General features: G+C 45.5%; 12 protein-coding genes. 5 read left to right on the forward strand and 7 right to left on the reverse strand.

Translation table 11 applies throughout. From position 1 onward, the window contains the following. Positions 1 to 15: 15 nt before the first annotated feature. The 5 genes from U0033_RS01235 to U0033_RS01255 are packed head-to-tail and all read right to left on the reverse strand — an operon-like array spanning position 16 to position 9,541. Entirely contained in the window at positions 16 to 2,280 is a 2,265-nt protein-coding gene (locus tag U0033_RS01235; protein ID WP_072357395.1) for an FAD-dependent oxidoreductase, read from the reverse strand. Continuing rightward, positions 2,281 to 4,227 (reverse strand): glycoside hydrolase family 2 protein, encoded by a 1,947-nt coding sequence (locus U0033_RS01240; RefSeq protein WP_072357396.1) that lies wholly within the window; start codon positions 4,225 to 4,227, stop codon positions 2,281 to 2,283. It abuts the gene before it with no gap. Continuing rightward, complete coding sequence (locus U0033_RS01245; RefSeq protein WP_072357397.1) at positions 4,224 to 5,033, reverse strand: sialate O-acetylesterase; 810 nt, start codon at positions 5,031 to 5,033, stop codon at positions 4,224 to 4,226. Before U0033_RS01245 ends, U0033_RS01240 begins: the two co-directional genes overlap by 4 nt. Continuing rightward, positions 5,030 to 6,508 (reverse strand): RagB/SusD family nutrient uptake outer membrane protein, encoded by a 1,479-nt coding sequence (locus tag U0033_RS01250; RefSeq protein ID WP_072357398.1) that lies wholly within the window; start codon positions 6,506 to 6,508, stop codon positions 5,030 to 5,032. Before U0033_RS01250 ends, U0033_RS01245 begins: the two co-directional genes overlap by 4 nt. 12 nt (positions 6,509 to 6,520) lie before the next feature. Beyond that, complete coding sequence (locus U0033_RS01255) at positions 6,521 to 9,541, reverse strand: SusC/RagA family TonB-linked outer membrane protein (protein ID WP_072357399.1); 3,021 nt, start codon at positions 9,539 to 9,541, stop codon at positions 6,521 to 6,523. A 134-nt stretch (positions 9,542 to 9,675) separates the two neighbouring features. Between U0033_RS01255 and U0033_RS01260 the strand changes: the two genes are divergently transcribed. The 4 genes from U0033_RS01260 (at position 9,676) to U0033_RS01275 (ending at position 15,410) form a co-directional block, all read left to right on the forward strand. Further along, the gene (locus U0033_RS01260; RefSeq protein WP_072357400.1) at positions 9,676 to 10,827 is read left to right on the forward strand and encodes a LacI family DNA-binding transcriptional regulator; all 1,152 of its coding nucleotides are present in this window, start codon (positions 9,676 to 9,678) and stop codon (positions 10,825 to 10,827) included. Positions 10,828 to 11,056: 229 nt separating this feature from the next. After that, the gene (locus U0033_RS01265; protein ID WP_072357401.1) at positions 11,057 to 11,791 is read left to right on the forward strand and encodes a metallophosphoesterase family protein; all 735 of its coding nucleotides are present in this window, start codon (positions 11,057 to 11,059) and stop codon (positions 11,789 to 11,791) included. 75 nt (positions 11,792 to 11,866) lie between these two features. After that, complete coding sequence (locus U0033_RS01270) at positions 11,867 to 13,015, forward strand: MFS transporter (RefSeq protein ID WP_072357402.1); 1,149 nt, start codon at positions 11,867 to 11,869, stop codon at positions 13,013 to 13,015. A gap of 97 nt (positions 13,016 to 13,112) precedes the next feature. Next, complete coding sequence (locus U0033_RS01275; RefSeq protein ID WP_072357514.1) at positions 13,113 to 15,410, forward strand: GH92 family glycosyl hydrolase; 2,298 nt, start codon at positions 13,113 to 13,115, stop codon at positions 15,408 to 15,410. Positions 15,411 to 15,602: 192 nt separating this feature from the next. Here U0033_RS01275 and U0033_RS01280 read toward each other — a convergent pair whose 3' ends face one another. Then, the gene (locus U0033_RS01280) at positions 15,603 to 16,085 is read right to left on the reverse strand and encodes a GNAT family N-acetyltransferase (protein WP_072357403.1); all 483 of its coding nucleotides are present in this window, start codon (positions 16,083 to 16,085) and stop codon (positions 15,603 to 15,605) included. Positions 16,086 to 16,283: 198 nt separating this feature from the next. Here U0033_RS01280 and U0033_RS01285 point away from each other — a divergent pair, with 198 nt between their 5' ends. Continuing rightward, complete coding sequence (locus U0033_RS01285) at positions 16,284 to 16,913, forward strand: Crp/Fnr family transcriptional regulator (protein ID WP_072357404.1); 630 nt, start codon at positions 16,284 to 16,286, stop codon at positions 16,911 to 16,913. A gap of 68 nt (positions 16,914 to 16,981) precedes the next feature. Here the strand turns inward: U0033_RS01285 and U0033_RS01290 are convergent, their stop codons facing one another. After that, entirely contained in the window at positions 16,982 to 18,619 is a 1,638-nt protein-coding gene (locus U0033_RS01290) for an FAD-dependent oxidoreductase (RefSeq protein WP_072357405.1), read from the reverse strand. Positions 18,620 to 18,971: the final 352 nt, after the last annotated feature.

Raw genomic sequence — 18,971 nt, forward strand, 5'->3', positions numbered from 1 at the left:
TGGAATTCAAAATGTCTAATAAGCCCTCACTTCAAAAACTGCCGCCGGCGTATGTTCCGAAGGATGTGTGAACCGGATGCTGAGACTACTTGTATTCACTGGCTCCGGAAATATAATTACATTCCTCGTCTGGTAATTCCCTTTCTTTTCATATATCGCTTCCCCCGCATCATCATAAATTATATAGTCTCTCACACAGAACACCATCACATTTTCAGGATGCGTCATTAACACGGATTCCATCGGATGATCAAAATCTGTATCAAATGATAAGATAAGCTTTCTAACAGGTTTCTTCTCATTCCAGGTTAAGGTTAATGTGGGTGCTTTATCTGAAAGAGCGGCCACCCATGCATTTGCCTGCGTAGTGGGTCTTGCTGTGCCATTCCGGATATTTTCAGCACCAAAATCAGTCAATGGCCTGTCCAACGACAACGCTATATTCTGGCCCGCAGGTCGGCGCTGCGCTACCCAGAACTCAAAGCTATCTATCCCAATTCCAGCTGGTGCAGCCTGCTTGCCATAATTAGATACCGCCGGGTTAATCGTATTGAATACAGATAAAATGCCAGTTATTCTTTTAAAAGATCTGCTCACCCGCACTAATGGATTCTTATGCAATAAGACGAATATATACTGTCCTTCTGTTATTACTAAATCATTTGCCAGTTGAATGTTATTTTTCCCGGGTACGAGATTGAATTCAAAAGACACCAGGCTTGTATCTGGTGTATAGCTCCCCCTGCGCGAGCAAATCCTTATTTCAGCCAGCAATGTAGCCGGTACATCACAATAAGCATTCAAACCAAATACAGGGAGTGATCCCGTCTGCACTGGTAACATCTGCGCTACCGCAATTTCCAGTGGCTCCGGCTCACTATCTTCCTCCAATCCATCTAATGCCAGCTCACTACTTGCTTTTATTGTAGCCGTCTGTACCAGGTCTTTTGAATCCTTATAGGAAAAAAAAGGAATGTACTGTCCACTGCCCGCCAGTCTTTCCTGTAATAAGGGAACATCTACCGTAGCCGGCACAACGCTTTTTTCCGTGCACAACACGGCTGCCATACCTGCTACCTGCGCCACATACGCACTTGTCGCCATCACCCTGGATGATCCAAAGGCCACATGTGATGCGCTGATAATACGACCTGCTAAAAATAAGTTCTTAATATTCTTTGAATACAAACAGCGATAAGGTATCTGGTATACTCCTTTGCTGTGCCACTGCGTACAGCCCGGCTGTGCAGAATATACACCGTCTGAAGGATGCAGATCGAGGCTCCAGCCACCAAATGCCACTGCATCATTATGCATACGCTGCTCTATTACATCCTGCTGCTTCAGGATATAATCACCTTCAAAACGCCTGCTTTCGCGTTTTCCGGGAATCATTCCCACCCATTCCAGTGTTAGCGTCTCTGCCTCCGGGAAGTTCCCGCTGTTCTTGATATAATTCCATACACCATATACAATTTTCCAGAGTTCCCATTTGATTTTCTCCGTATCATGCACCGTATCCATTCTGCCCCCATATTCAATCCACCATAATTTACAGCCAAACTCCTGTGCATTGAAGCTTTTGAACTTCGGAATTTCCGTAATATCCATCAGCGCAAAAGATGGTGGCACGAATCGTACCGGCTTGCCTGTATCTTTAGAGTAAAAGTAGAGGGAATGTCCTAACAACTCGCCATAACTTTTTGATGGGGCAAACAGTTCATTGAATTCTTCCATCGGCTCTGCACCCATTCTGAATGCCGCCCCTGAAAGAAATCCAACAACTCCGTCACCAGATGCATCGCAGAAGAGGGAGGCTCTCAGCTCATACGTTGTTTGGTTCTGGCTGCAAAAGGCCTTCAATGAAGAGATCGTTTCAGCATCTTTTTTCTCTACATGATATACTACTGTATTCAGGAGTAGGGTTATATTGGGTTCTGCCGTTACCTTATCTAACAGTATTGAATCCAGTATTACCGGATTTCCCTCCGGGTTCCGATATGTATTTTCCACGAGGATCTCATCTACTACGCCACCTTCTCTGGCCCAGCGGTTATTATTCCCCATATGCGATGTGGCGCCCAGTATCCATAAACGGATTTCACTACTTGCATTTCCGCCCAGCACACTTCTGTCCTGTACCAGTACGACTTTCAATCCTTCCCTGGCAGCTGTTACCGCACAGCAAATGCCTGACAAACCTCCACCCGTGACAATCAACCCGGCCTCCAGTATTACGAGGGGGCAGGAACGTTTTTCTGTGCTTTCTGATCTGATCATTTATTTAAGTGTTTTTTGCATGATGGTATAGCCGCCCGGTTTGATCAGGGTGATGTCTGCCGTTGCTCCCGCCAGCGGGATGTCAATCAGCATGCTCTCTCCAGGATGCAGTGTATTGAGGGTATATGATGTACCATTGCATGTTAACCTGTAACCTTTCATCGTATAAGCAGGGAAATCTTTTCTTGCTGTGATACGAATATTAGCATGGTCTCCGTTGTTTTTAATCAGTTCAATTGTAGCGGGGGCAAATTCTTCCTGCCAGGCAAGGTACATGCCCCGGGGTGTTCTGTCTGGTTCTACCAGGCCCCAGGGCCGGTAACCATTGGGGTTTGTGCCGGGGAAACGGCTAAAGTAATCGTTAAAGGTCCACACAGAAGCGCCGATCAGGTAATCACATTTCCTGAAATCTTCCATCGCTTTTTGCAGGTGTGCAATGCGTTCTTCTTCTGATTTTACTGCATCGGTGCGGATCCCGAATTCACTTACATAAACCGGTTTATCAGGATAGAGCTGGTGTATATGCTGCAATACTTTTAAATGATTGCTGTAGATATTTGCACTCACAAAATCTACATATTGAGACGCCTCATCTTCTGCTTTTGTCAGTTCCTCATGCCCTAAGAGCATGCTTGCAAAGGTGATCAGTCTTGTATTGTCCAGTGTTTTTACATAAGCACTCATATCCCGTACCCAGGATTTTCCTTCTTCCGATTGTGACTGAAATTCGTTGCCCACGCTATATGCTATCACACAGGGATGGTTCCAGTCGCGCTCCATCATTTCTCTTAACTGTGATTGATACTTCCGCCGCATACTGGTATCATTCATTTGCTTTCCTGTCATCTGCCAGTTGCCCGCCTCTTCAATGATCAGCAGGCCATGTTCATCTGCCCATTCCAGCAGGGCTTCTGATACCGGGTAGTGACTGATCCGGGAAAGCTCCATACCGGCGCTCTTGATCATGGTGAGGTCTTTTGCTAACACTTCCTGCGGATCCATAGAACCATAACCTGGATAATCCAGTGGCCGGTTACAGCCGCCCATTTTAATTGGTTCACCATTCAGCAACAGTTTTGTACCACGCAGTTCCACTTTTCGAAATCCAAAGCGGGGTTGAACAGTATCCTTACCACAGCTAATGATGGCCGTGTAGAGGTTTGGTGCGTCCGGTGACCAAAGGTTGATCTCAGCGGCAGGCAGGGTGCCGGAAAGCTCCACTGTTTCCGATGCCCCTGCTGCTACTTTTACTTCATACGATGAAAATTTATATTTCAGCACATTCACATTCAACTTAACATTTGCGGGTGTCTTACCGCTATTTCTGACAAAGGCTTTTATATGAACAGCGCCATCCGGCGTAGCTGTGATTTTTGTATTACTGATATGGACAGCCGGTTTGCTGATTAAATGCACCGGCCTTGTAATGCCCCCATAATTGATCCAGGGAAATACCTGTCTTTGTGCTGCAGAAGAATAAGGCGCATAGGTCTTAGCTCCCGGAATGGTCGTTGTATCCCAGCTATTATCTACCTGTACGGCCAGTGTATTCCGTGTTTTCAGTAAAGTGGTCACGTCAAATTCAAAGGGCGTATACCCGCCTTCATGCGTACCTAGCAGGACTCCATTGAGCCATACTTTTGATTGATAAAATATAGCATCAAAGCGTAAAAATACATGCTCATCTCCGGACACACTACCTGTAAATTGCTTAAAGTACCAGGCCGTACCTGTATAGAAAAAGCACCTGGGGTCGGTAGAAAAGCAATGAGGCACTTTGACTTTATCAAAACTGCCGGAAGCAAAAGCAGTGTCCTGCCAATGTTCCTGTTCGCCCACCTTTACAGGGTCTGCTGCAAAGCGCCATTCACTATTCAGGCTATGATCATTTTTTCGCTGCCCAAAGAGCAGGAATGGCATACATATCAGTAAACATATTAGTCTCATGTTTTCTTTTTTTCTTTAAGTACAACCTGTCGTGCCATCACCGCGCCAATCTCATTCAATGCTGTCTGGTTATAATGGATAGGATCCTGCATCCAGCCTTTTTTCTCAAAGTCTGTTGTCTGAGAATACACGATGTACACATTTTTCAAACGGGTGGCCACGTGCTCCTGGGCTTGCCTGATACCATCAAAACCAACATTGGAATGCCCGGTGAAATGTCCCGTTTGTATGATATAAAATGGCAGCTTCGCTCCCAGTTCTTTCCTGAAGCGGCCAATCAGTTTTACAAACTGTTCCTCGTATTCGGCTGGTGTCAGCTGGCTTGCATTTACTGCATTGGCATCTCTTTCTCCCTGGCTCCATAGGATCCCTGCTATTGGCTTTTTACAAAGTTTCATCGCAGCTCTTGCCTTAACCAAAGCACTATCAAATAGGAGCAGCCGTCCTGTTGTATCCCAGGTGCCATTTTCTTCCAGTTCAGCTTTGTAGGAACAGGAGCTACCTCCTCTGGCGGCCGGTACGATCACTACTTTTTTACCTGTCAGCTCATGATAGGCTTTGGCAAATGCCGGCCATGCACTTCCCGTTTGCGCGTTTTCAAATTTCAGGTCAGGAGCGCCAACAGGATCCTTTAAGTGGACCAGTGTGTTCGCGCCATACCTGTATTCAAAGGCCGTACCGGGCACACATTGTACGGAAGCCGCGCTATCTGCCATACCCACTGCATTACTTTGCCCTGCGGCTAAAAAAATCGTTTGCCCCATCGCATTTACAGAAAAGAGCATTGAGAATAAGATCCATTTCATTTCCAATCAGAATTTTGTTCCAATTTAGGATTTGCATTGATCTCATCCAATGGAATCGGGAAGTAACGGTGCTTTTTCTGTGGTGAACGGGTAGGAAATACATCATTAACTGCTGATGGTATGACCTGTAAAAAAGTATTCGTTCTCGTTAGGTCATACCAGCGGTCACCTTCGCCAAAGAGTTCCCAGCTGCGTTCCTGTAATACGGAGTCTACAAACTGCGCCTTGTCCAGCCCTGCGGTCAGATCAGGTAATCCTGCCCTGGTTCTCACAGTATTGATATAACCATAAGATTCGGTAGACGGCCCATCCTGGCGGGCTGCCGCTTCGGCCGCGATAAGATACACATCTGCCAGTCTGAGAATAGGAATATTGGTTGCACCACTACCACCTACTGAATTCGGGTCCATGTATTTCCTGAGTAATACACCGTGTTTGGTGATAGGGGTAATGTCTTTCTGCGCTACTACCTGGCCGAGTTTATTGATATAATTTGTATCGAGGAGCTTTCTCCTTTTGTCGAGTGGATTAAATGAATCAAAGAAAGCCTGGTAAACAAACGCGGAACCATAGGAAGTAGCTGCATAAGCCGGACCATCACTGTTCTTAGGACCATACAGACTAATGATCTGTGTAGAGAAACCCGGTGAGGTACTCTCACATTCGAAGGCCCACATGTTTTCCTGTCTTGCCGCATCTTCTTTCGATACGTCGTATACATCCAGTACATTCGTCATCAGGCTATACTTTCCTGAGCTCAGTACCAGCTTTGCCTGGTTCAGCGCTGTTGGCCAGTCTTGCGCATACAGGGCCGTTTTGGCATAGAGTGCCAGGGCTACCTCTTTGGAAGGTCTTCCTTTCTGAATATTTGCAGAATAAGATGGCAATCTGAGGATCGCCTGGTCCAGGTCAAGGTATACCTGTTTGAAGGCTTCTGCCTGTGTAGACTTGCCTACGATTGCAGTATCAATACTGGTGCTTGGTGATGTCTTTACGACTATATCTCCGAAGTTTCTTGCCAGGGTCCATAAATAATAGGCACGCATATAATAAGCCTCGCCCAGGATCACACTTCTGCGTACTGTATCCATATTTGTAGCGGGCACTTTCAGCAATACCCAGTTTGCTTTCTCAATTCCTGAATAGCAGGATTGCCAGATTTGCTGGGGAGATTCCGCCTGCCTGCTAAAGCTCTTTTGGGTTGTATAATTCGGGTCGTAACTGAATAGGGTATAAGTATCCCTGCCTACTACCGGTCTTGGATAAATCTGATCAGCGCTGAAGTCAGACGCTGCTGTACCTGCGGTGTTATACAAATTGACCATCGGCCCGTACACCGCTGTCAGTGCGGCTTCTGCATCGGATGCTGTTTTGTAGAAGTTCTCTGTGAAGATGCTGGAATATGGCGTTTCCTCCAGCTTGTTACACGAAGCACACACCAGGAAAATGAAGATATAATATTGGATGTTTTTCATAATAGTAATTTTTTAAAGGCCCACCTGTAAACCAACGAGGAATGATCTTGCCATAGGGTAAACGAGGTTGTCCACGCCTATCAAAGTATTGGATCCGCCAAAGGAGTTTACTTCCGGATCATACCCGCTATAATTGGTAATCGTAAAGAGGTTGTTACTGCTGATGTAAATTCTCGCACTTGTGATGTGCTTAATATTTGGCAACCTGTATCCCAGCGTAATATTCTTCATCCTGATATAAGAACCATTCTCAATAAAGCGGTCAGATACAGGTAGTCTGCCTCCCTGAAACCCGCTGGCGTATTCATTGTTAGGATTGGTAGCCGACCATCTGTCCACCAGTCCTGCCAGTACATTTCTGCCACCAAGCCCGTTCTCAAAGGTGTACCGGCTTAAATTGAATACCTTATTTCCCTGCACACCCGAGAGGAAGAAAGACAGATCAAAATTGCGGTAACTGAAATTAGAAGATAAGCCAAAGATGAAAGAAGGATTTGCATTACCGGTAATGGTCTGGTCGTTCCCCGTGATCTGTCCGTCTTTGTCCAGGTCGGCTACTTTCACTCCGCCGGTTCTGCTGCCGCTGCCGGGCAGCACAGTTTCTCCGGTTTGATAGATCCCATCAAATACATAGGTTTTAAAGATCCCCAGGGGCTGGGCTACGCGCAGCACACTATAGGGGCTTAACACATATTCATTCACGCCGCCTTCCAGGCTTAGCAACTCATTCCGGTTTACTGATACGTTCGCGTTCATGTTCCATTTGAACCTGCCGGTAAGGATCCTGCCATTCACCGCGAGTTCAATACCCTTGTTTCGGATGCTGGCAAAGTTGCCCGTGATAGCACTATAGCCTGATGACAGCGGGAGGTTTTTTACAAACAGGAGATCCTTCGTTTTCTTATTATAGATATCAGCTGTCAGCGCTAACCTGTCTTCAAAGAAGCTCATATCCAGGCCGATATTTGCCTGCGTGGATTTCTCCCATCGCAGGTCTACGTTCGGTATGCCGGAAGGACTGATGCCTACGGTATAGATATGATTGAACTGGTAATTGCTACCGGAACCTTCGAGCGCGAGCGATTGATAAGGAGAGATTGCACCTGCATTACCTGTCCGTCCATAGCTGACTCTTAATTTCAGGTCACTGAATAGGCGGCTGTCTTTTACCCAGGGTTCTTCGATGATGCGCCATGCACCGGCTATCGCAGGGAAGAAGCCCCATTTATGATTTTCCCCGAATTTAGAGGCGCCATCATAGCGGGCTGTCACATCCAGGAAATATTTATTGGCATAGCCATAGTTGATACGCCCCATATAAGAGTTTAGTGACTCTTTAGAGCGGTTGCTGCTCACTGTTCTGTTCACGGCTAACTGCACAGCTTCATTGGCAGTGGCATCGTTAGGAAAGCCATTTGCATTGATGCTATTGTCATTGTATAAATTACTTTGTATAGCATATACCCCGGTGAACTTAATGTTGTGTGCACCGAGATCATGGTTGTAGGTAAGGATGCTTTCATGGAGCCAGTTGGTCGTATTTACATTCCCTTTGGCAGCCTGACCAGAGTTGGCATTCACTTCTGCTTTTCCCAGGATGTAGATGGGGGAGTAATAGTCATTCAGCGTATTCGCCACGTCAGCATTGAAGGACGCGCGATAGGTAAGCCCGCTAAGGATCTTTGCCTCTCCATATACATTTGCCAGGGTACGCCTGATGATATTACGGTTTGTGATCTGTGCCAGCCCTACCGGATTGCTCACTTCCCGGTAGCGGCCCTTGAACTGGTCCGCGAACGGATACACGGAGCCGTCTTCTTTATAGGGCACGAGGGTAGGAGGTGCGCCTAATGTAGCGCCCACAATACTCTGGGTCACCAGTGGGCCGTCGATAGAGTTGATCCCTGTAGGGATATTATTATTGATCGTATAACTTGTAAGCACGCTGGTTCCCACTTTAAAATGATCACTGATGGTATGATCGAGCGTGGTTCGTAAGGAATAGCGTTTGAATTCTGAAGAAATAATAATACCTTCCTGATCGAAGAAATTGCCGGAGAGGGAGAACTGGGTTTTGTCTGACCCGCCGCTTACGGAAGCCTGGTAGTTCTGCACATTTGCCTGTCGGTAGATTACATTCTGCCAGTTCGTACCTGCACCCAGGGAAGCCGGATCAGTATAAATTTGTGAGTTATAGATATCGTTTTCCAGTTTTGCAAACTCCGTTGCGTTGAGCATGTTCAGTTTTTTGGTAATATTTTGAATACCTCTGTACATGTCCAGTTGAACACGTGTCGCGCCGCTTTTTCCACGTTTGGTGGTGATGAGAACCACCCCGTTTGCACCTCTTGCGCCATAGATGGCAGTGCTGGAGGCATCTTTCAGGATCTCGACAGATTCGATATCGTTTGGATTGATCGTAGAGAGGGGACTTACATCGCCAACGCCACCACTATTGGAGATCTGGATACCATCGATAATGTAGAGTGGTTCAGAGCTGCCATTGATAGAGTTTGTACCGCGTATGCGCACACTGATATTACCACCGGGGGCCGCATTGTTCTGCGTGATCTGTACCCCGGGTACCCGTGCAGCAAGACCCTGCGCCACGTTAGTGACTGGTGTTTGAGTAATGTCTGCACCTTTTACAGAAGCGATAGACCCGGTGGAAGCGATCTTTTTTTGTGTACCATAACCTACTACTACCACATCGCCCAGTTTACTGATATCGGCTTTTAATGTCACTGTAATTTTAGCCTGACCGCGAATGTCAACCGTAGTATTTTCATAACCCTGGAAGGTGATGAGGAGGATTGAATTGGCAGCTACATCTTTGAGTGTGAACATGCCGGTATTGTTGGTTAGGGTTCCTTTGGAAGTACCCTTTATGGCAACAGTAGCACCAGGCAATGCCTGTCCTTTTTCATCCGTCACTTTTCCTGTAATGACAGGTACCAGCGATTGTGCATGGATGCAAAGTGGAACAAGGATAAATAATAACAACAACGAAAACAAGGGGCTTGTTTTTTTCATAACGAGAACATCTTTACGTGATTCATAAGTGGTAATGCAATGTTATAGAAGAATCTTAAAGAATGGAAGGGTCAGGACAATGGAATCTACCGCAAACGATTCCGGTAGGCATCTTTAAAATTTAAATATTCTGAATGATAAAATGTATCAGGTGCAAGCATGTGCACGCGATTACCAAGTCGGGGATCGTAAGGGGAAAACAGCGATATTTTTGTAAAGATTGTAATATCTATTTTACCCTGCCGCATGAAACGACAGCAGACATGAAGCATAAGAAGCACATGACTACCATCGTTGATATTGCCAAAGCACTGAACGTTTCTAAATCTACAGTGTCCAGGGCATTGCATGAACATGCGGATATTAATCCGCAGACCCGCGACGCGGTGCTCGAGATGGCGAGACAACTGGATTACCAACCGAACCTGCTGGCTAAAAGCCTGGTGAACAGTAAGTCTAATACGATCGGGATTATTGTACCTGAGTTTCTTACCTATTTCTTTCCCACTATAATTATGGGCGCACAGCAGGTGGCTGCGGAGGCGGGGTATCATGTAATTATTATGCAATCGCAGGAGTCGTACAAAACAGAGGTGGCGAATGCCAATGTGTTGCTGGCAAACAGGGTAGATGGTGTACTGATCTCCATGACAAGGGAGACGAAGAAATTTGATCATTTTAAGGCATTTGAAAAGCATGGAATACCAGTAGTGTTTTTTAACCGGGTGTGCGATGAGATGGATACTTCGAAGGTGTTGGTGAATGATTATGAGGGTGCGTTGAAAGCAGTGGAACACCTGATTAAAAATGGGTACAGGAATATCGCGCATATCGGCGGACCTCCGGCATTGCTGATCACGCACAACAGGCTGAGGGGGTATAAGGATGCATTGGCGAAGTATAAATTGCCTTTTAAGACGGAGCTGGTGGTGCATTGTAATTTGTCGAAGAAGGATGCGATCAGCTGTGCAGAACAGCTATTAAACCTGAAGAATCCGCCGGATGCAGTGTTTTGTGTGAATGACCCGGTGGCGATACAATTGATGTTGGTTGCGAAGAAAAGGAAGATAAAGATACCGGCAGCATTAGGGATAGTGGGTTTTAGTAACGAACCAAGCGGGGAGGTGATAGATCCGGCATTAACTACAGTGCAGCAGCCGGTGGCGGATATAGGGCGATCTGCGGCGGGGATACTGCTGGAGGCGATCGCGAAGGGAGAAGAGTATAAGCCGGAGAAGAAAAGTTTAAAGACAACATTGATTGTGAGAGAATCTTCGATAAAATAGTTTATGTAAGCGCTCTAACCAATCACCAACACCATTCGAAGCACCTGCTCCTGAAATGCCCTATGATAAAGCGGTCATCATTACGGATACTACACCTATTGTATTCGGAGGTAGTGTAAGGTTTCGGTTATATTAACAGCCCCGATCTTGGATCGATAGGTTGACCATGCTCCTTATATACGTTCACGCTTCGTTGCTACGATAATACAAAATTTCGTAATATACATCTATGAGGATTGCTTTATTAGCTGATATTCATGGAAACAGTGCCGCGCTGGACGCGGTTTTACAAGACATTCCGGATGCAGATGCCTATTGGGTACTGGGTGACCTGGTCGCCCTGGGGCCTGACCCTGTTGGTGTCATGGAAAGATTGCACACCTTAAACGGTTTGCAAATGATCCGGGGCAACACCGATCGCTATGTTACCCACAACGATCGTCCGGCACCCACTATTGAAGCTGCAAAGAATAACCCCGGATTATTACCAGCCCTTGTGGAAGTCGCAAATACTTTTGCCTGGACACAAGGGATGATCACTGCTGGTGGCTGGTTCGATACCATTAGTCAGTTGCCACTGGACTTTGAATACACCTTGCCCGATGGTACGCGTTTCCTCGCCGTTCATGCTGCGCCGGGAAAAGATGATGGCGATGGTATAAAACCTGAAACTGCACCAGGTGATTTATTTACAGGCTGTAAGGCAGACTTCGTTTGTGTTGGTCATACACACATACCTTTTGAAAGGGATATTCAGGGTATCTACGTTGCCAATCCTGGTGCCATCAGTCTCTCGTTACTCCCTAACCGCAAAGCCTGTTACGCCATTCTGGATGCTAACGAAAAGGGTTATAGCATTTCATTCAGACAGGTTGATTATGATCGTGCTGCTGTAGTACACCAATTACATCGTTTAAAACACCCTGCCCGGTACTTTATTATTAAGCATATTACTATTGCTTAAAATTTAAGCAAAGGCTTGCGGTTGTATGCATAATTGCATATTATTGCACTTTATTCAGGTCTCAACTCTCTTAATATGCAATTAAGACGGGCACGTCATGCCACGCAATTAATATTTCTCGTTTGTGGGTTAGGAATCGCCAGCTGGGCACCTATGGTTCCCTATGCCAAGGACCGTCTTGGTCTCCACGAAGGCCATCTTGGATTATTGCTCTTATTTCTTGGTTTTGGTGCCCTCCTGATCATGCCCCTAACCGGTATCTTCATCAATAAATATGGCAGCAGGATTGTCATTACTGCTTCTGCGCTTTTAATGGCCTTTTTTCTGCCACTTTTGGTGGTCGTGAGCTCTGTATACCTCATGGCTGTATTACTCTTCCTGTTCGGTGCCTCAGTAGGTTCTATCGATGTAGCCATGAATGCCCAGGGCGTACAGGTACAAAAATTGTATGGCCGGAAGATCATGTCGTCCTTACATGGTCTTTTCAGCGTAGGGGGCCTCGCCGGTTCACTGGGCCTGGGTTTCCTTGTCAAAGGTGGCCTGTCTCCTTTGTATGCGGCCATTAGTATCTCTATTTTACTTATTATAATTGCGCTCTTTCAGCATAAACATCTTTTAGAAAAAGAAACGGAACAAACAACGGAATCCAAAGTCCAGGCCCGCAGATACGCCTGGCTTCGGGGCAGCGTAATCTTTCTGGGCATCATGTGCTTCTCCTCGTTTTTATCCGAAGGGGCCATGCTGGACTGGAGCGCCGTCTACCTGCGCGATTATAAGGGAATGTCAGCCGCATTTAGTGGTGCTGGTTACGCTGCTTTTTCTGTTGCCATGGCCGTCATGCGTTTATTGGGAGACGGCCTGGTGGAGAAATTCAGCAGCCGGGTGATTGTAGTAGGTGGAAGTTTGATTGCCGCTGGTGGATTATTATTGGCAATATTCAGTCCTACTGTGTATCTTGTACTGGTAGGGTTTATTTTATTAGGTATTGGCGCTGCTAATATCGTTCCTGTATTCTTTAGTGATGGGGGTCATCTGCAGACAGTTCCTGCAGCCGTAGCAATTCCAGCTATCAGTACGATGGGGTATGCCGGCCAACTGGCAGGCCCCGCTTTATTAGGGTTCATAGCACACCACGTTTCATTGTCGGCAGCATTTGGCTGTTGTGCTTTCCTGTTTTTATTTATTGCAATTGCATATGGTGCAATGATGCACCGGCTGCGATAAAATATATTCATTGCGCCTATAGGCTCCTGATGCACATCCTGCATTAGCGATGTCTGCGTGCGCTCATAGTTCGATCATGCAAAAATTAAATCACCAGATGAAAAAACTGTTTTATTTGTCCTTTTGCCTGTTTGCAGCATGCAAAGGAACGCAACCACCAACTGAAGACTATACAAAGTATGTAAAACCAAACATTGGGACTGCTCATAGCCGCTACTTTTTCTACACACCCGCCGCTATCCCCTTCGGCATGGCTAAACTCGCACCATCTACCAATGGTAGCTATGGCAACAAAGACGGCTGGGAAGCTGTAGGTTATGACGAACGTCATACCTCAATCGAAGGCTTCCCTAACTTCCATGAATTCCAGGTCGGCGGTATCGTATTTGCCCCTACTACCGGAAAATTACAAACCACGCCAGGGAAAATGGAAGACCCTGAAAGCGGCTACCGCTCCCGCTTTGATCACAAAGACGAAAACGCTACTGCCGGTTATTATAGCGTCTTATTAAAAGATTACAACATCAAAGCAGAATTGACCGCTACTGCCAGGGTAGGTTTTCACCGCTATACTTTCCCGAAGTCTGATTCTTCCAACATTATTTTTGACATTGGTCACCGCATGGGCGAAAGTGGTCCAGTTGTGGATGCAGAAGTAAAACTCGTAGACGGCAACCGCATCGAAGGCTATGTCATCACCAAACCTGAATACGTAAAGAAATACCAGGCAGATGCGACCGTACCTATGTACTTTTCCGCCGCACTGGATAAGGCACCTGCTGCTTATGGTACCTTCATTGACAGCGTCGCTACACCCAATTCAAAAGAAGTAAAAGGTAAAGGTGCTGGCATCTACCTCACTTACAAAACCACTGCTGATGAACAGGTAAACATCAAGGTAGGATTATCTTATACCTCAGTTGAAAACGCAAGACTGAACCTGGATACCGAAGCAAAGGACCTCACTTTCGATCAGGCAAAAACGAAAGCTCATGATCAGTGGAATGAGAAATTGGGTCGTATTGCTGTAGAAGGTGGCCTGGAAACTGACCGCGTAAAATTCTATACAGGCCTCTTCCACGCCTTATTAGGCCGTGGTCTTGCCAGCGATGTAAACAACGCATATCCAAGAAATGACGGTACCATCGGTAAGGCGGATCATGCTTTCTATAACACCGATGCTATCTGGGGCGGCTACTGGAACCTCACACCAGTGTGGGCCATTGCTTATCCTGAATACTATGCAGACTTCATCAAAGGTCAGCTACTTATCTACAAAGAAACCGGCTGGCTGGCAGATGGTCTGGCTGCAGGTAAATATGTATCTGGTGTAGGTACGAACTTCACCGGTCTTGTAATTGCTGCTGCTTATAATATTGGCATCCGCGATTTCGACGTGAAACTCGCTTACGAAGCTGCCCTGAAAAACGAAACCGGTTATGTAAACAGGGCGCCCGGTGCTGGTAAAATGGATGTAGGTGCATTTGTAAAAAGAGGTTTCTGCCCCTACATCAACAATGAAGACCAGGCTACAAGAGAACTGACTACTGAAGGCTCTCAATTTGGTACCTCTCATACCCTGGAGTATTGCTTCAGCAGTTATGCCGTAGCGCAGTTCGCAAAGTCACTCGGCAAGCATGAAGATTACGAGCAGTTAATGAAACTCTCCCAGGGCTGGAAACTCCTGTATGATTCCAGTATCAAGTTTATACGTCCCCGCGATCTGAAGGGCGACTTTATAAAAAACTTTGATCCGGCCGCTCCATGGGTAGGCTTCCAGGAAGGCAATGCATGGCAGTATACCTTCTTTGTACCACACGAACCGGAACAACTGGTGAACCTGATCGGCAAAGATGTATTTAACCGTCGTCTTGACAGTATCTTCACTATCTCACAGGAAAACATTTTTGGTGGTGGCAAGGAGATCGATGCCTTTGCCGGATTGAAAGGATTATACAATCAGGGTAACCAACCTAACCTGCACATCTCCTGGTTGTTCAATTTCTCTGGCAGACCTGATCTGACGCAGAAATGGGTACGTGCGATCTGTAATGATTTCTATGGTACCGAGGGTATTCATGGTTATGGGTATGGTCAGGACGAAGATCAGGGTCAGATGGGTGCCTGGTATGTGCTGGCCGGAATTGGCCTGTTTGATGTAAAAGGGCTGACTGCACCGGATGCGTCTTTCCAGCTGGCAAGCCCATTGTTTGACAAGATCACGATTAATGGTGCGAAGAAACCTTTTGTGATCACAGCAGAAGGCAATAGTGCGAATAATATGTATATACAGGAAGCCAGTTTAAACGGCAAGCCTACAGATAAAATCCCTTACAAGGATATTGTAAATGGCGGAACGCTTCATTTGAAAATGGGCGCACAGCCTCATAAGTAAAAATTTAGAAAGCCTTTGGACGACTGCTCCAAAGGCTTTCTAAATCTTATTTCCGGAATAATAGTCGTGGCAAAAAATAGCCATCTATCCAACAGCCGCCTCAGAGAGAAACTATCCACCAATATCACCGGGCTTAAAGAAATGTTGTAAGGATTAATATCCATATGAGAAGCCAGGAATAAGTAAGTTAACTTAAAACCTGATCCTCATATCCCGCCACACTTCCCCGCCGTGCGCGGAGGTGGAAATCCCCCCGTCTGCAAAGCCAAATTTTTCATAATAAGGTACAAGCAACTCCTTACACGTCAGTGTGACACCTAATCTCTCTTCCGCTTTTGCTTTTTCAATTAAATGCCTGATCAGCCGTTCTGCATGGCCCTGTCTTCTCCATTCCGGCGCGACTGCCAGTCCAAATACGCTCTGCCATTTCCCGTTATCATCATGCAAATTCGCATTTGCAAACATTTCATCTTTAATCGTCTCATTATTTGTCACCATCCCATTGATAAACCCTACCAGCACTCCATCAATCTCCAATACCCAGAAATGATCGGGGAAAGACTGTAAGCGTTTAATAAATGTAGTTCGGCTTGCCGCTTCATTTGGAGGAAAGCAAATATTTTCAAGGGCAGTGATAGCATCTAAATCTGTTAGGGTGGCAATTCTGAGTCTCATGTATTCAAAGATATAAATAATGATTCGTTTGCTTGTATTTCATGATTATTTTAATTTAGCCCCGGTAGACCGTTTGGGTATAAAGGGGTCATACTCTTTTTAGCCCCGCTGGATGGATTCATAGTTAATGGTGGCTTGAAAATCAAATTGTAACTTTAACCACATAACAGATACTTTCCACATAGTAACATTAGGAATATGGAAGAACAATATTCACTCAGACAGCTATTTCCGGAACTGGAAGAGGAATTATATAAAGAAATAGAACAACACGGGGAAATCCGCGAGATGCCTGCCGGCACGGTACTTTTAAAAAAAGGCCAGACCATCCGCTATACCATGCTCATCTTAAAAGGTATTGTAAAGCTTTACCAGGAGGACGATGAAGGCAATGAATTCTTCATGTATGATATCGAGCCTGGCGAAGCCTGTGCTATTTCTATGGTCTGCACGTACAGACAGGAGAACAGCCAGGTACTCGCAAAAGCGATGACTGATGTAAGTGTATTGATCATCCCCTTGGAGTATATGGATGAATGGCTGGGCAAATACAAAAGCTGGCATTACTTTGTGATCAGAACCTGGCGTGCCCGATATGAAGATTTGTTGCATACTGTCAACGCCATTGCTTTTAAGAAGATGGATGAGCGACTGGAACATTACATCAAAGAACGGGTCCGCACCATGGGCCGGCATATAAAGCTTACCCACCAGGAAATAGCAGCAGATTTAAATTCTTCCAGGGAAGTGATCAGTCGCCTCATGAAGAAGATGGAGAAAGACGGCTGGATTATTATTCATCGGAATGCATTTGAATGGATCAGATAAAAAAAGATTGTCTCAAAAGTCATCTGAACTTTTGAGACAATCTTTTCTTCTTTTATTGGCTTTCTTTTTTAACTCTCTTTCATACAGATCTTCCAGGTTCTGAACCCTCCTGACATATTCCACACCCTGCTAAATCCACTCTGCAATAAGATCCTTTGTGCCAGGTAGCCTCTCAATCCTGCCTCACAATAAATATATATATCCTTATCCTTTGGTATCTCTGACAGTCTTCCCCTCAACTCATCCAGGGGAATATTCAATGAACCTTTCACATGCCCCATTTCATATTCGTCCGGTGTACGTACATCAATCAATGCATCTTCATAGAAATCCAGGTTCTCCAGGTCATCCCAGTAAATTACCTGCAATCTCTTTAAGAGAATATTTTCCGCTACCATACCCGCAATATTAATCGGATCCTTTGCAGAAGAAAACGGCGGCGCATATGCCTGCTCAAACTCAATCAGGTCATAGATGGTCTTGCCCTGCTGTATAAGGGTAGAGAATATATCCAATCTCTTATCAACACCATCATAGCCGGCAATCTGTGCTCCGAGCAACCGTCCGTCAGTTGGCGTAAAGGAAATCTGAATGGTCATCTGTTTGGAGCCGGGATAGTAACTTGCGTGAGAAACTCCATGTGTCGTTGAAACAATATGCTCGGTCTCAGCGGCCTTCAGGTGTTTGGATGCAATACCAGCAGTACCCACTGTCATATCAAAAACCTTGAGGATAGCTGTATTGATAGAGCCATTATATTTCTGCGTATTTCCAAATGCCAGGTTATGCGCCACGATACGGCCCTGTTTATTTGCAGGTCCGGCAAGTGTCGTTACACTGGCATTGCCTGTCAGCGGATTGTCGAACTCGATCACATCGCCTACAGCATAAATATTAGGATCAGAGGTTTGCAGGTATTCATTGACAATTATTCCTTTATTGGTTTCCAAACCTGCTTCTGTAGCAAGATGCAGATCCGGCTTCACACCGATAGAGAGAATTACCATATCTGTTTCAATCACATCCCTGTTATCCAGCACCACTTCGTTTCTATTGAAAGCAGCCACCGCAGCATTCAGGTGCATGGTGATTCCTTTCTTCCTGATATGTTGCTGAATGATTGCTGCGATGGGGAAATCCAAAGGTGCCAGGATCTGCGGCCCTCTTTCCACGATCTCAACTTCAATACCGAGACCATGAATATTTTCTGCCATTTCCAGCCCAATAAAGCCAGCACCCACAATGACTACTTTCCTGATATTTGCCTTTGTAATGTGGCTTTTGATCATATCTGTATCTACTACATTCCTGAGCGTAAATACATTTTCGTTATTAATCCCTGGCAGCGGCGGACGAATAGGTTCCGCACCTACAGAAATTACTAATTTATCGTAAGTTTCTTCGTAAGTATTACCCGATGGATGGTGAAAAACAGTCAGGGTCTGACGGGCAGGATCAATAGAAGTGACGATAGAATTGACCCTTACGTCGATATTAAAACGTTTTGTAAAAGAAGCGGCGGTTTGTACAAAGAGTTTATTCCTGTCTTTGATCACATCTCCGATGTAATAGGGAAGGCCGCAATTAGCATAAGAAATATATGCGCCTTTTTCAAAAATAATAATTTCAGCATGCTCATCTAATCTTCTTAACCGGGCGGCAGTTGATGCTCCTCCTGCTACTGCACCAATAATCAGATACTTCATAAATCAAAATGGTGGTTTTAATTAAATAGTTTTCATCTGGAGACAAAACTATCATCTGGCGAAGATGCTGAAAGTAACTTTTGTTACATATAGCTATAATCCTGTTTGTAGATGACTTTTATCATGATGTGATATTTGTCACTGAACGAAATCAGGAGTGCGGATATGTTTTCCGGGAAAAAGAATGATTGATGTTTTAAGGGCGGCCTGGCCATGGTATGTGGCGGGGTCATTATTAGGGCTGCTTGTACCCCCACTTTTGTTACTGCGAAATGAGCATTTTGGCATTTCGGTTAACCTTCGTCATGGATGTGCAGCTTGTTTCCCGGCAGAAATCCCCTTTTTTCAGTAC

This window comes from Chitinophaga sancti, from assembly GCF_034424315.1.
Taxonomy (GTDB): Bacteria; Bacteroidota; Bacteroidia; order Chitinophagales; family Chitinophagaceae; genus Chitinophaga; species Chitinophaga sancti.